The organism is Cellulosimicrobium sp. Marseille-Q4280, from assembly GCF_943181405.1.
Taxonomy (GTDB): Bacteria; Actinomycetota; Actinomycetes; order Actinomycetales; family Cellulomonadaceae; genus Cellulosimicrobium.
Genome location: NZ_CALPBY010000007.1, coordinates 188,753 through 202,708 on the forward strand (window position 1 = coordinate 188,753; position 13,956 = coordinate 202,708).

Annotated in this window: 10 protein-coding genes; 4 read left to right on the forward strand and 6 right to left on the reverse strand. The window is 74.8% G+C overall.

The window, feature by feature from the left end:
* The first annotated feature begins 310 nt into the window (after positions 1-310).
* Positions 311-1,174, forward strand: coding sequence for a phosphotransferase (locus NFS20_RS18090; RefSeq protein WP_251153199.1), 864 nt, complete (start codon positions 311-313; stop codon positions 1,172-1,174).
* A 59-nt stretch (positions 1,175-1,233) separates the two neighbouring features.
* Here the strand turns inward: NFS20_RS18090 and NFS20_RS18095 are convergent, their stop codons facing one another.
* Positions 1,234-3,012, reverse strand: a complete 1,779-nt coding sequence (locus NFS20_RS18095; protein ID WP_251153200.1) for a SulP family inorganic anion transporter — start codon at positions 3,010-3,012, stop codon at positions 1,234-1,236.
* Between the two features lie 21 nt (positions 3,013-3,033).
* Here NFS20_RS18095 and NFS20_RS18100 point away from each other — a divergent pair, with 21 nt between their 5' ends.
* The gene (locus NFS20_RS18100; protein ID WP_251153201.1) at positions 3,034-4,233 is read left to right on the forward strand and encodes an aromatic acid exporter family protein; all 1,200 of its coding nucleotides are present in this window, start codon (positions 3,034-3,036) and stop codon (positions 4,231-4,233) included.
* A gap of 130 nt (positions 4,234-4,363) precedes the next feature.
* On the opposite strand, the gene aceB is transcribed toward NFS20_RS18100, so the two are convergent.
* Together aceB and aceA are read right to left on the reverse strand one after the other, a co-directional pair.
* Positions 4,364-6,130 carry a malate synthase A gene (gene aceB / locus NFS20_RS18105; RefSeq protein WP_251153202.1) on the reverse strand — a complete coding sequence of 589 codons (1,767 nt, stop codon included), beginning with the start codon at positions 6,128-6,130 and terminating at the stop codon, positions 4,364-4,366.
* Between the two features lie 132 nt (positions 6,131-6,262).
* Positions 6,263-7,732 carry an isocitrate lyase gene (aceA, locus tag NFS20_RS18110; protein ID WP_251153203.1) on the reverse strand — a complete coding sequence of 490 codons (1,470 nt, stop codon included), beginning with the start codon at positions 7,730-7,732 and terminating at the stop codon, positions 6,263-6,265.
* Positions 7,733-7,923: 191 nt separating this feature from the next.
* On the opposite strand from aceA, the gene NFS20_RS18115 reads away from it, so the two are divergent.
* Both NFS20_RS18115 and NFS20_RS18120 read left to right on the forward strand, forming a co-directional pair.
* On the forward strand, positions 7,924-9,417 hold the full coding sequence (locus NFS20_RS18115) for a helix-turn-helix domain-containing protein (RefSeq protein WP_251153204.1): 1,494 nt from the start codon (positions 7,924-7,926) through the stop codon (positions 9,415-9,417).
* 73 nt (positions 9,418-9,490) lie between these two features.
* Positions 9,491-10,057, forward strand: coding sequence for a DUF3060 domain-containing protein (locus NFS20_RS18120; RefSeq protein ID WP_251153205.1), 567 nt, complete (start codon positions 9,491-9,493; stop codon positions 10,055-10,057).
* Between the two features lie 63 nt (positions 10,058-10,120).
* Here the strand turns inward: NFS20_RS18120 and NFS20_RS18125 are convergent, their stop codons facing one another.
* The 3 genes from NFS20_RS18125 to NFS20_RS18135 all read right to left on the reverse strand — a co-directional run bounded on the left by NFS20_RS18125 (position 10,121) and on the right by NFS20_RS18135 (position 13,956).
* Complete coding sequence (locus NFS20_RS18125) at positions 10,121-11,881, reverse strand: alpha/beta hydrolase (protein ID WP_251153206.1); 1,761 nt, start codon at positions 11,879-11,881, stop codon at positions 10,121-10,123.
* Between the two features lie 100 nt (positions 11,882-11,981).
* Positions 11,982-13,205, reverse strand: a complete 1,224-nt coding sequence (locus NFS20_RS18130; RefSeq protein WP_251153207.1) for an acetyl-CoA C-acyltransferase — start codon at positions 13,203-13,205, stop codon at positions 11,982-11,984.
* Between the two features lie 91 nt (positions 13,206-13,296).
* Entirely contained in the window at positions 13,297-13,956 is a 660-nt protein-coding gene (locus NFS20_RS18135; RefSeq protein ID WP_285821152.1) for a CoA transferase subunit B, read from the reverse strand.

The following is a 13,956-nucleotide window of genomic DNA, read 5'->3' on the forward strand; positions in this document are numbered from 1 at the left end:
CCTGACCTCCCGGCCCGGCGTGGCCCGGCAGCACGGCGGGAGGGGCGACGGGGGCCGGTAGTGGCGTCGTCGGGGCGCGGTGCGCGGCACGTCACCGCGCCGGGGTGTGGGCGGGGCGAAGAGGTCGCTCACGTGCGGCTCCGGGTGGCTCGTCGTCGGGCTCGGCTCGCCCGGTCCTCGATGACGTGCCGTGCGCGAGCGGATCTTCGCACATCGCCGGGAGCCATCACCAGAACGCCCGGCGGAGCGCGTCTCGCGCCGACCGCGCGGGGTCTGGCCCGCGCCGACGTCTCGTGCAAGGGTGTCCGGTATGAGCCAGACCACCCGGTTCGTCGACCGCACGACCGACGAGGTCGAGGTACCGCTCCTCGGGGGCGACGTGTCCGACGGCCTCGTGCGCCGCGGTGACACGGTGCGTCGCCCGCGCGGCCCGCACAGCCCGGCCGTCGAGGCGTACCTGCTGCACCTCGAGCGCGTCGGGTTCGAGCGCGCGCCGCGCTTCCTCGGGGTCGACGACGACGGCCGCGAGGTCGTGACATTCCTGCCGGGGGAGATGGGCGGGCGGCCGCCGCAGGCCTGGGCGACCGACGAGGAGATCCTCGGGCAGCTCGGCGAGTGGCAGCGGGCCCTGCACGACGTGTCGACGGACGTGGTCCTCCCCGACGGGGTCGCGTGGCCCGAGCGTGCCCAGTTCCCCGAAGTGCCGGACGTGTTCGACGCGCCGGACGTCGTCGGGCACAACGACGTGACGGTCGAGAACGCGCTCTTCCTCCCCGTCGGCGAGGACCCGCAGGGGCCGCACCGCCTGGTCGGTGTCGTCGACTTCGACCTCGCGGCGCCCACGACCCGGCTCCTGGACGTGGCGACCACGCTCCTCTACTGGGCGCCGATCAGCCCTCCGGACGCGCGTCCCGCCGTCACCCGGGACCTCGACGCCGGACGACGCACGCGCCTCTTCGCGGAGGCGTACGGCCTCGACCGGTCCGAGCGGCTCGCCCTCCTCGACGTGCTCGCCCGGCGGTTCGCGCGGAGCTGGTACGCGATGCGGCACGCCGCCGCGACGCGCGGCGGAGGGTGGCAGCGGATGTGGGACGACGGGGTCGGCGACCGCATCCGGGAGAACGAGGCGTGGTTGGCCGCCCAGCGTCCCGAGCTCGTGCGCGCGCTGTCCTGACGCCGGCGACCCGGCGACCCGGCGACCCGGCGACCCGGCGTCGGCCGAGGCCCCTGACGTCAGTCGCGCCGCATGCCGCGCCGCGCCCGTGACCACAGGCGCCGCAGCGGTCCGGGGCCCCGCACGACGGGGATCTCCTGCGTCTCGACGCCGTGGACCAACCACGCCTCCGCGTGCCGGCGCGCCTCGGCGGTCGACTCGCCGATCACCGGACGCGCGGGGAACACGGCGATGCGCTCGTGCTCGCGCAGGTCGATGACGTGGCGGAACAGGTCCGCGAGCGCCGGGTCCACCCCGCTGACGAACAGACGGCCCCCGTCCGCGCCGAGCCGGTCGGCGTAGGCCGCGAGGACCGTGAACGCGGTGGCGCCGAGGCTCGCGCGGCCGCGCAGACGGAGCACGACCACCGCCTCGCGCGCCCCCGACGGGTCGGGCAGCGCGGCCTCGAGGGACCGCGCCCCGGCGTAGAACAGGCTCCCGTGCACGTCGAGCACGGTCACCTCCCGCCCGGGCAGACGGCGCGGCGCGGGCTCCTCGCGGACGCGGCCGTCGTCCTGCCGCACGAGCCGCACGATCCGCAGGTCCTGCGACTCGCGGTTGGCCTGGAGCAGGATCGACAGCGCGGCACCGATGCCGACGGCGGCCGCGACGGGGAGCAGGAGCGTCGCGAGGAACGTCGTCGCCATGGCGATCTGCGACTGGTTGCCGGTCCGCCACGCCGTCGCCATCGCCGACAGGCGGATCGAGCCCGCCGACGCGACCACGAGGACGGCGGCGAGCGTCGCGGAGGGCACCGCACCGACCGGCCCGGACAGCGCCACGAGCACGACGAGCACCCACACGCCCGACATGATCCCTGCCCAGCGGTCGCGCGCTCCGGCCGCGGTGGCGACCGCCGTCTGGCCCACGGACCCCCCGACGGGGATGCCGCGGAACACGCCGACGGCGATGTTCGCGACGCCCTGGCCGACGAAGTTCCTGTCGGAGTCCGCCCGCCGGCCGCCGGGGTTCGGCACGGACTCGGCGACGCCCGCGCCCTGGACCAGCACGATCGCGGCGACGGCGAGCGCCCCGACGACCACGTCGGTGGAGATGAGGCCGAGCTGCGGCACGGCCGGAGCGGGCAGGCCGACGGGGATCGCCCCGGAGTCGGCGACCAGCTCGACCGAGCCGGCCTGCAGGGCCCACACCCCGACGGCGGTGACGACGAGCGCCACGACGGCGGCGAACGGCGCGATCCGCGTGCGGGCGAGCAGGAGGAGCAGGAGGACCGCGCTCGCCCCGACGACGACGGTGGGCAGGTCCCACGTCCCCGGCGACGTGATCACCTGGTAGGCGTCGCCGACCGCCACGGGAGACGTCGGGTGCACGCCGGTGAGCGCCGCGAGCTGCCCGAGGAGGATGTTGACGGCCACACCGGTGAGGAACCCCGTCATGACCGAGTGGGAGACGAAACCCGTGAGCCGTCCCAGCCGCGCCGCGCCGGCGAGGACCATGAGCACGCCGGCGAGCGTCGTCATGAGGACGAGCGCGCCGAGCCGGTCGTCCGGGTCTACGGCCCCGACCGCCGAGCCGGCGGCGAGGGCGGCCGCGCCCGTCGTCGTGACGATCATGCGCTGCGAGTCGACGGTGAGCCCGCCCGCGATCCGGCCGACGGCCGTCGCGTACAGCCCGTGGATCGGGTTGACGCCGACGAGGGTCGCCGCGGCCATGCCGTCCGGCACGCCGCCGACCGCCCCGGGCACCCCGGCGCTCGCGGAGGACCAGAAGGTCCCGCGCGCGGGGCGCACGCCCTGCCACCATGCGCGCGCCGCCCGCAGCGGACGGAACCCGCTCACCGGTGCCCCGAGGCGTGTCGCATGGCGACGACTCTGGCACGGCCCGGCAGGCTCGACCAGGCGAGCACGGCGCTGTCGACCGAGGATGTCGACATGCCCGACACGTCGTCCCCAGCCCCCCGGCTCGTCGTGCGTCGCCGCGCGTCCCGGACGGTGCGGTGGATGGCGACGCACCCCGCCTGGGCGGTCGCGCTGCGCTCCGGGATCGCGGCCGGCCTGGCGTGGTGGGTCGCGTGGGTGATCGGTCTCGCGTTCCCCGACCCGTTCGCCGAGTACCGCTACTACGCGCCGCTCGGCGCGGTCGTCGCGACGTCCTCGACCGCCGCACGGTCGGTGAGCCAGTCGGTGCGCGCGACCCTCGCCATCGTCGTCGGCGCGGCGGTCGCGGGAACGCTCGACCTGCTGCTGCCGACCGACTCGCTCACCGTCGCGGTCGTCGTCGTCGTGGCGAGCCTCCTCGCGGGGTGGCGCACCCTCGGCGACATGGGCCAGTGGACCGTGACGTCGGCGCTCTTCGTCCTCGTGATCGGAGGCGCCCGGGACCAGTCGGAGTTCGTCGTCGCCTACATCGGGCTCGTGGTCGTCGGGGCGGGGGTCGGCGTGCTCGTGAACCTCGTCGCGCCGCCGTTGCCGCTCGCGCCGTCGGAGGCTGCGCTCGACGAGCTCGGGGAGGTCCTCGCCGACCAGCTCGAGGCCCTCGCCGACGGCCTGTACGGCGACCGCGCCCCCCGCAAGGAGGAGTGGGAGGAGCGGCGTCGGGCCGTCGCGCCGGCGGTCGACGGGGCACGCCGCGCCGCGGACGAGGCCCGCGACGCGCAGCGGCTCAACGTCCGGGCGCGCCGACAACGCGTGCGCCTCCACGAGCAGGAGCTGAAGTCCGAGCGGCTGTCCGTGACGACCGCCGTCGTCACCGACCTGGTGCGCATCCTCACGGAGGGGGAGCGGGACGACGTGGAGCCGGACCGCCGGGTGCTCGGCGCGGAGCTGCGCAACCCGGTCGCCGAGGCGCTCGGCGCGCTCGCCGCCGTGGTCCGCGAGGGCCCCGACGCGGACCGGGAGCCGGCGCTCCTCGCCGTCCGCGAGCTGCGTGCCGCGCTGGCGCGCGAGCGGGAGCAGGGCACCGGCGACGACTACCTCGCCGCCGGCGCGATCGTGCTGGAGATCGAGCGCGCGCTCGAGGCGAACCGGGGGACGACCGACGCAGTCGTCGACGAGGCCTGACTGGCGGGCGGCTGCGGCACGGTGCCTCCGCGGGCGCACGCTGACGCACGCGGTCGTGGCCCGCCCGGGGATCCGGACGGGCCACGACCACGGCCGCGTCGACGTCGGCCCACGTCGGACGGTCGTCAGCTCACCGCGGCTGGTCGACGTCCGAGCCGACGAGGAACTGCGAGTACGCCCCGATGGTGAGGAACGTCGGGAAGTCCTCGGCGAGCGCGACGGCGCGGAACACGGAGGCCGCGTCGTCGACCCTGTTCCCGGGCGTGCGGGGCAGGTCGTCGACGATCTCGGCGAGCAGCGCCTCGACGCGCTCGCGCGTGATCGGCACGCCGTTCTCCGTGCGCGTCCCGGACGCGATCCACTGCCACACCTGCGAGCGCGAGATCTCGGCGGTCGCGGCGTCCTCCATGAGGTGGTCGATCGCCGCGGCGCCGACCCCGCGCAGCCACGACTCGACGTAGCGCACGCCGACCGACACGTTCGCGCGGAGCCCGGCCGCGGTGACGGTGGCCCCCGCGCGCCGCGCCGAGCCGATGTCGAGCAGCTCGTGCTGGCCCACGCGCACGTCCTCCCGCAGACGCGACACCTGGTTCGGCCTGTCGCCGAGCACCGCGTCGAGCTCGGCGCGCGCGACCTCGATGAGGTCGGGGTGCGCGACCCACGTGCCGTCGAACCCGTCCGTCGCCTCGCGCCGCTTGTCGGCCCGCACCTGCTCGAGCGCGCGCTCCGTGACGTCGGGCCGGCGCCGGTCGGGGATGAACGCGCTCATCCCGCCGATCGCGTGCGCCCCGCGCCGGTGGCACGTGGACACGAGGAGCTCGGTGTACGCGCGCATGAACGGGGCCGTCATGGTGACCTGCGCGCGGTCGGGCAGCACGTACTGGTCGCCGCGCGTGCGGAAGGCCTTGATCACCGAGAACAGGTAGTCCCAGCGTCCCGCGTTGAGCCCGGCGCAGTGGTCGCGCAGCTCGTGGAGGATCTCCTCCATCTCGAACGCCGCGGGCAGCGTCTCGACCAGCACCGTGGCCCGGATCGTCCCCTGCTCGATCCCGACCCACTCCTGGGCGAACTCGAAGACGTCGTTCCACAGCCGCGCCTCGCGGTAGCCCTCGAGCTTCGGCAGGTAGAAGTACGGCCCGCGGCCGCGCTCGACGAGCTCGTGGGCGTTGTGGAAGAGGTACAGGCCGAAGTCCACGAGCGACGCGGACGCCGAGACGCTCACACCCGCCCTGTCGACGTACCGCATGTGCTTCTCGATGAGGTGCCACCCGCGCGGACGGAACACGATCGTCGGGAGGTCGGTCAGCGTCGTCGAGCGCAGGCGGTACTGCTTGCCCTCCGCGCTCGTGTGCTCGAGCGTGCCGCGGATCGCGTCGTGCAGCGCGAGCTGGCCCTCGACCACGTTGCGCCACGTGGGCGACGACGCGTCCTCGGCGTCGGCGAGCCACACCTTGGCGCCGGAGTTGAGGGCGTTGATCGCCATCTTGGGATCGGTGGGTCCGGTGATCTCGACGCGCCGGTCCTCGAGGCCGGGCGCCCCGGTCGAGCCGGCGACGCGCCACGACGGGTCGTCACGGACCGGTCGGGTCTCGGCGCGGAAGTCGGGGTCGATCCCGTCGGCGACGTCCTGCCGGCGCTGCTGGCGGTCCATGAGCAGCTCGTGGCGGCGCGCCACGAACCGGTCGTGCAGCGCGGTGAGGAAGTCGAGCGCCTCGGGCGTGAGGATCTCGCGGTACCGCTCGCCGAGCGTACCGGTCACGCGCAGCGTGCCCTGCGGCGCGCGGCTCGTGGTGCCCGACGGCGCGGGGCGGGCCGGTGCGCCCCGGTGCGGGCCGCCGTCGGGCAGTCCGCCGGACGTGCGCGGGGGAGAGGTGGTGGACGTGGTCGTGGTGGTCATGGCGGGCTCCGGAGATCGTGGACGCGAGGTAGTACAGGGGTCCGGCCAGGTAGTACCGGGGTCCGCCGAGGTAGTACCGCGGTCGGAGACCGGGGTACTACCTCGCGGACTGCGGTACTACCTCGCGGGGGTCTAGTGGAACTGGGCGGTCTCGGTGGACCCGGCGAGCGCGAGGGTGGCGGCGTCGGGGTTGAGAGCCGTGGCGACCCGGTCGAAGTAGCCGGTGCCGACCTCCCGCTGGTGGCGGGTGGCGGTGTAGCCGTCGGCCTCGGAGGCGAGCTCGGCCTCCTGCAGCTCGACGTAGGCGCTCATCGCACGGTCCTTGTAGCCGCGCGCGAGCTCGAACATGGAGTGCGAGACGGCGTGGAAGCCGGCGAGGGTGATGAACTGGAACGCGTAGCCCATCGCGGCGAGCTCCTTCTGGAAGCTCGCGATCTGCGCGTCGTCGAGGTGCTTGCGCCAGTTGAACGACGGCGAGCAGTTGTACGCGAGCTTCTTGCCGGGGTGCTCCGCGTGGACCGCCTCGGCGAAGCGCCGGGCCAGCCCGAGGTCGGGCGTCCCCGTCTCGACCCAGAGCAGGTCGGCGTACGGCGCGTACGCGAGGCCGCGTGCGACCACCGCGTCCTCGCCCGGCCGGACCCGGTAGAAGCCCTCGGCCGTGCGCTCGCCCGTGAGGAACGGCTGGTCCCGCTCGTCGACGTCGGACGTCAGCAGGTCCGCGGCGAGCGAGTCGGTCCGCGCGACGATCACCGACGGCACGCCCGCGACGTCGGCGGCGAGCCGGGCCGCGTTGAGCGTGCGGACGTGCTGCGCCGTCGGCACGAGCACCTTGCCGCCCAGGTGCCCGCACTTCTTCTCCGACGCGAGCTGGTCCTCCCAGTGCACGCCCGCGGCGCCGGCCGCGATCATCGCGTGCATGAGCTCGTAGGCGTTGAGCGGACCGCCGAAGCCGGCCTCGGCGTCGGCGACGATCGGGGCGAGCCAGTCGCGGTCCGGCGCGGCGGCGGGATCAGCGTTCCCGGCCCGCTCCGCCGTCTCCACCTGGTCCGCGCGCAGCAGCGCGTTGTTGATACGGCGCACGACGGCGGGCACGGAGTTCGCCGGGTAGAGCGACTGGTCGGGGTAGGTCTGGCCGGACAGGTTGGCGTCCGCTGCGACCTGCCAACCCGACAGGTAGATGGCCTGCAGGCCGGCGCGCACCTGCTGCACGGCCTGGTTGCCGGTGTACGCGCCGAGCGCGGCGACCCACTCCTCGGTGTGGAGCTGCTCCCAGAGGCGCTCGGCGCCGCGGCGTGCGAGCGTGTGCTCCTCGCGCACCGAGCCGCGCAGCGCGACGACGTCCTGCGCGGTGTAGTCGCGGGCGATCCCGTCCCAGCGGACGTCCTCGGCCCAGGACCGGGCGAGGTTGGCGGCGGTCTGGGTCTGGTCTCCCGGGCGGGCCGTGTCGCGTCCCGCGCTCGCGGCGTCGTGCCCGACCTGCTGCGACGACCCGCCTGCCCGGACACCCGCCGTGCCGTCCGCGGGGAGGACGGTGCCGAGCGTGCGGGGACCGCCGACGTACTCGGTCGCGGACCGGCGGCTGACGATGGTGGGCCTGTTCACGGGGTGCCTCCTGTGGTGAGTCGTCGGTGACGCGTGTGCTCGTCCGACGTCCTGCGGATCGATCGTCGGCCTCGCGGTGAGGCCGTGTTTCGACCTTCGTGCCTCCGCAAGCGCGTTCTCAAGCCAGATCGAGCGAAAGATTCGCTGTTCTTCTGTTGTGCGCAAGGAGTGGCGTGTGTCACTCTCGGGTCATGGCTATCCCGACGACGCGACCGGCCGGAATCGCGGAACATGCGGAGATCCCGCTCGAGAGCGAGCCCGACGCCCTGACGATCGGCCGGCGCATCCGCCACCTGCGGACCGAGCGGGGCATGACGCTCGACGAGCTCGGCGCCGCGATCGGCCGCGCGCCGTCGCAGGTGTCGCTGCTCGAGAACGGGCGGCGCGAGCCCCGGTTCGCGCAGCTCCAGGCCGTCGCGCGCGCCCTCGGCGCGAGCCTCGACGACCTGCTCTCCGCCGAGCCGCCGTCACGGCGCGACGCGCTGGAGATCGAGCTCGAGCGCGCGCAGCGCGGCCCGCTCTTCGACGCGCTCGGCCTGCGGCCGGTGCGCGTCGGCAAGTCGCTGCCGACCGACGCGCTCGAGACGATCGTCGCGCTGCGGCGGGAGCTCGAGCGCCTGCACACCGAGCGCGCGGCGACGCCGGAGGAGGCGCGTCGCGCCAACGCCGAGCTGCGCGCCACGATGCGCGCGCAGGACAACTACTTCCCCGAGCTGGAGGACGCCGCGGCGGAGCTGCTCGACGGCGTCGGCCACGCCGGCGGTCCGCTGCCGCAGCGTGTGGCGGCCGAGATCGCGTCCCACCTGGGCTTCACGCTGCACTACGTCGGCGACCTGCCGCACTCGACGCGCTCCGTGCTCGACCTGCGGCACCGCCGGGTCTACCTGCCGAGCAACGGGATGCGCGGGCGGTCCAACGCGACGTCGGCGCTCCTGCAGGCCCTGGCGCCCCACGTCCTGGGGCACGCCGAGCCGGGTGACTACCGCGAGTTCCTGCGCCAGCGCGTGGAGGCGAACTACCTCGCCGCGGCGCTGCTGCTGCCCGAGCGTCACGCCGTCAAGGCGCTGCGGACCGCGAAGGAGGCGCGCGAGATCTCCATCGAGGACCTGCGCGACGCGTTCGCGGTCTCGTACGAGACCGCGGCGCACCGGTTCACGAACCTGGCGTCCAAGCACCTGGGCATCCCGGTGCACTTCATGAAGGTCCACGAGTCCGGCGTCATCCACAAGGCCTACGAGAACGACGGCGTCCGCTTCCCCGCCGACCCGCTCGGCGCGGTCGAGGGCCAGTACGTGTGCCGCAGCTGGACCGCGCGCACGGTGTTCGCCGTCGAGGACCGGCTCAGCCCGTTCAGCCAGTACACCGACACCCCGAGCGGCACGTACTGGTGCACGTCCCGGGTCCAGGGCTCCGCGGACGGCGACTTCTCGGTGAGCGTCGGGGTGCCGTTCGCGCACGTGAAGTGGTTCCTCGGGCGCGACACCACCGAGCGCCTCGTCTCCCGCTGTCCCGACGGCGCGTGCTGCCGCCGTCCGCCCGACGCCCTCTCGGACCGGTGGTCCGGTCAGGCGTGGCCGAGCGCGCGACCGCACGCGTCGATGCTCGCGGCGATGCCGGCGGGAGCGTTCCCGGGCGTCGACCAGACGGAGGTCTTCAGCTTCCTCGATCGGCACGCGCCGGCGTAGCGTGCCGGACGTCACCGCCAGCAGGAGCCGCTCCCGGTTGCCCGGTCGGCACCCCCTCCCGACGATGGAGGGCATGACCCCGCGCCGACTCGCCCTCCTCGCCGTGCCCGCCGTCCTCGTCCTGGGCCTCGCCGCCTGCGGTGGTGACCCCGAGGACCCGGAGACGGTCACCGAGACGGTGACGGCGCCGGCGGACGGCGGTGCGGACGACGGGAACGCGGACGACGGGGACGCGGGCGGCGGGACGGCCGACGACGCGACGGACCGTCAGGTGTTCGCCGAGCACGGTGCCCGCGACGCCCGGGTCGACTGCGCGGGCGGCGCGGTCGAGATCAGCGCGGACGGCGCGGAGGTCGACGTCGTGGGCGGGTGCTCGACCGTGCTCCTCACGGGCCACGGCACGGAGGTGGACGTCGAGGCCAGCGACCTCGAGAGCCTCGAGATCTCCGGGAACGACGCGCGCGTGGACGTCGACGGTCACGTCGAGGCCGTCGTCGTCTCCGGTCACGGCGCCCGCGTCGAGGTCGGCAGCGTGGCGACGGTCGAGGTCAGCGGCAACGGCGTGCGCATCTCGTACGAGAGCGGCGACGCCCCGACGGTCGACGACGGCGGTGAGGGGACCTCGGTCGTCAGGGACTGACTCCCCGCCAGGCGCCGACACCTGCACGACGTCAGCCGCGGGACGGCCGAGGTGTACTCGGGCTCAGCCGATCGAGCCGCCCTGGACCGGCGCGTCCATCGCGGCCTTGAGCCGCGTGGTGTCGGCCTCCGTCCAGCCGTCCGGCGCGTGCAGGACCGCGAAGCCGTCGGCGTACTCCAGCTCGTAGACGTGGCCGTGGCCGGACGGGATGTCCGAGGCCGCCGCGACGAACAGGTCGCCCGTGAGCTGCCAGAACGTGACGAACGGGTACCACCGCACGTCGCCGAGCACGTCCGGGCCGCGGGGCTCGCGCAGCCAGTCGGGCTCCGACCACAGCGTCTCGGGCGACCACCACGTGACGCCGTCGGACGCGTGCTGCAGGTAGACGACGCGCGGGTCCTCCCAGCGAGGGCCCGGACCCCACACGTCCGCGACCCCGGTGCGGACCGGATCGCCCCAGCGGACCTGCCGACCGCCGTCGAGCATGGGCGCGTACTCGAGCGACCCGGGGTCGCGCGCGTCCGTGAGCTCGCGCCACAGCGGCGTGAACCCGGGCGTCCCGGTGAACATCGCGCCGTCGGTGCGGGCCTCGAGGTCCTGGACGCCGCTGAACGCGCCCTGCATGCCGAACGACCCGAGGGAGATGCCGGACGCGAGCAGGCGTGGGCGGTCGTCCTCGGGCAGCTCGGACCACCGGTCGTACACGGCCTCGAAGAGCGCCTTGCCCGCGGCGGGCGGGGTGGACCGGTCGCCGACGAAGCTGATCCAGCTCGGCAGGTACGAGTACTGCATGCTCGCGATCGCGGTGTCACCGCCGTGCATGAGCTCGAGCGCCTCGGTCATCGCCGGGTCGACCCAGCCGGTGCCGGTCGTCGTCACGACGACGAGGACGGACCTGTCCCAGGCGTCCGTCCGGTCGAGCTCGTCGACGACGCGGGCGGCTGTCGCGTCGAGGTCGCCGTCCGCGTCGAGGCCCGCGTACGCGTGGATGGGCTCGAGCACGTCCGCGGGGTCGACGACGTCGCCCGCCTGCGCGAACGCCCGCAGCTCGTCGAGGGTCGGCCCGGAGACGACGAACTTGCGGCCCTCCGCACCGAGCGACTCCCACGTCTCGGGGGAGGCCTCGGACCCGGACCGTTCGGGCCGGGCCGGTGGGGTGAGCCGGGGACTGATCTCGTCGTTCGCCGTCGCGAAGATCCCGTTGAGGGCACTGAGCACCCCGGACCAGATCACGCCGTTGACGACGAGCACGACGACGACCGCGACGATCACGCCGCTGGCGAACCGTGCGACGGGCACGGGGACGACGTTGTCGACGAGCAGGCTCAACCAGTGCGCGAGCCGGCGCAGCCCGCGCGCCGTCTGGAGGACGAGCAGCGCGACGAGCAGCGCGAGGAGGAGCGTCACGACCTCGCGGCCCGGGACGTCCTCGGACATGCCGAACAGGTGCCTCAGCTCGATCTGCCGCCGCGCGCCGAGGACGAGCGAGAGCGGCACGAGCACCGCCGCCGCCCCGGCGAGCACCCACCACGCGACGCGGCTCGCGCGTGCGGACCACCGGATCCGCAGCCCGACCTTCACCGCGAACCACTCGACGAGCGCGCCGAGCCCGTACCCGCCGATCGCGCTCACGCCCGAGATCACGGCCTGGTAGTACCAGGCGCGCGGGATGAGCGACGGCGTGAACGACACGCAGAACCACACGAGCGCGAGCACCAGCCCGGTCGCCGAGAACCGCCGCAACCACCGTCCCCACGCCCCGCGCCGCCGCGGCGCCTCGTCGACGGGTTCGGGGACGCGGATCTCCGCGACGGTGGCGTGCACAACGGCGAGCGTAGGGGAGCGGTCCCGCGTCGTCCCCTCGAACAGGTACCGGTCCGTCGTGGGCTGCTCGACGAGATCTCGGGCCCGGTCCCGGGACGAGCTACGCCTCGAGCAGCAGCGCCTCGCCCTGGCCGCCGCCGCCGCACAGCCCGACGGCGGCCCGGCCGCCCCCGCGCCGCGCGAGCTCGTGCGCCGCGTGGACGGCGAGCCGCGCGCCGGACGCGCCGATCGGGTGCCCGAGCGAGATCCCGCCACCGTGCACGTTGACGATCTCGGGGTCGACGCCGAGGACGCGCGTCGAGACGGCGACCACCGTCGCGAACGCCTCGTTGATCTCGACGAGGTCGAGGTCGGTGACGTCCCACCCGGCGCGGTCGAGCGCCTGGCGGATCGCCCGCGCGGGCTGGGAGTGCAGCGAGGTGTCCGGCCCGGCCACCTGGCCCCACGTGCGGACCGTCGCGAGCACCGTCGACCCCGCCGCCTCGGCGCGGGCGCGCGTGGTGAGGACCAGCGCTGCGGCGCCGTCGGAGATCTGCGACGCGTTGCCGGCGGTGATGGTGCCCTCGGGGTCGAACGCGGGGCGCAGCCGGGCGAGGCCGTCGGCCGTCGTGTCGGGGCGCACGCCCTCGTCGTCACGGACCTCGACGGGCTCGCCGCGACGCTGCGGCACGCTCACGGGCGCGAGCTCGGCGTCGAACAGGCCGTCCTTCGCCGCGTCCGCGGCGCGCTGGTGCGACGCGGCGGCGACGGCGTCCTGCTCCTCGCGCGAGACGAACACGTCGCCCGTGTTGGTCCGCTCGGTGGAGACGCCCATGGACGCCCGGTCGAACGCGTCGGTGAGCCCGTCGCGCGCGACCGCGTCGACGAGCGTCGCGTCGCCGAACGCGAACCCGGCGCGCGCGCCCGGCAACAGGTGCGGCGCGTTCGTCATCGACTCCTGGCCGCCGACGAGCACGACCTCGGCCTCGCCCGACCGGATCATCCGCGTCCCGTCGATCACCGCCGTGAGCCCGGACAGGCACACCTTGTTGACGGTCACCGCGGGGACCTCCCAGCCGACGCCTGCGGCGGCCGCCGTCTGGCGCGCCGGGTTCTGGCCGGCGCCCGCCTGGACCACCTGCCCGAAGACCACGGCGTCGACCGCGTCGGCGCCCAGCCCGGAGCGCTCGACCGCGGCGCGCGCGGCCACGGCGCCGAGATCCACCGCGCTCAGCGCGGCGAGCGAGCCCTTGAGCCGCCCCTGGGGCGTGCGGGCGGCGGCGACCACGACGACGTCCTCGGCGCGGTCGGGGGAGCGGTCGGGGGAGAAGCCGGTGGTGCTCACTGCGGGACCTCCAGGGGTGCGGACGGCGGTGTCTGCGCGGGCGTCGGGGGTGTGGCGCCGCTGTCTCCCACGCTACCCCGGGCGCGCGCGGTCACGACGCGGCGAGCGGTGCGTCGTCGAGCGCGACGGTGAGCTCCGGCCCGGTCGCCGAGCGCACCTCGTCGACGCTCACGCCGGGCGCGGTCTCGCGCAGCACGAGCCCGTGCCGGGTCACGTCGATGACGGCGAGGTCGGTGATGACCCGGTGCACGACGCCCCGCCCGGTCAGGGGGAGGGAGCACGACCGCAGGATCTTCGGCGACCCGTCGCGCGCGACGTGCTCCATGAGCACGATCACCCGGGCTGCGCCGTGCACGAGGTCCATCGCGCCACCTGGGCCCTTGACCATCTTGCCGGGGATCATCCAGTTGGCGAGGTCGCCGCCCTCGGAGACCTGCATGCCCCCGAGGATCGCGGCGTCGATCTTGCCGCCGCGGATCATGCCGAAGCTCAGGGCGGAGTCGAAGAACGCCGCGCCGGGCAGGACGGTCACGGTCTCCTTCCCGGCGTTGATGAGGTCGGGGTCGACCGCGTCCTCGGTCGGGTAGGGCCCCACGCCGAGGATCCCGTTCTCCGACTGCAGCACGAGGTGCCTGTCGGCGGGGACATGGTTGGGCACGAGGGTCGGCAGACCGATCCCGAGGTTGACGTACCAGCCGTCCTGCAGCTCGCGCGCTGCGCGCGCGGCCATCTCGTCACGCGTGAGCGGCAC

Bases quoted from the DNA above. Each gene is read 5' to 3' on its own strand.
- NFS20_RS18090 (WP_251153199.1), top strand. From the start codon at position 311: ATGAGCCAGACCACCCGGTTCGTCGACCGCACGACCGACGAGGTCGAG.
- NFS20_RS18100 (WP_251153201.1), top strand. From the start codon at position 3,034: ATGGCGACGACTCTGGCACGGCCCGGCAGGCTCGACCAGGCGAGCACG.
- aceB (WP_251153202.1), bottom strand. From the start codon at position 6,130: ATGACCACCACGACCACGTCCACCACCTCTCCCCCGCGCACGTCCGGC.
- NFS20_RS18115 (WP_251153204.1), top strand. From the start codon at position 7,924: ATGGCTATCCCGACGACGCGACCGGCCGGAATCGCGGAACATGCGGAG.
- NFS20_RS18120 (WP_251153205.1), top strand. From the start codon at position 9,491: ATGACCCCGCGCCGACTCGCCCTCCTCGCCGTGCCCGCCGTCCTCGTC.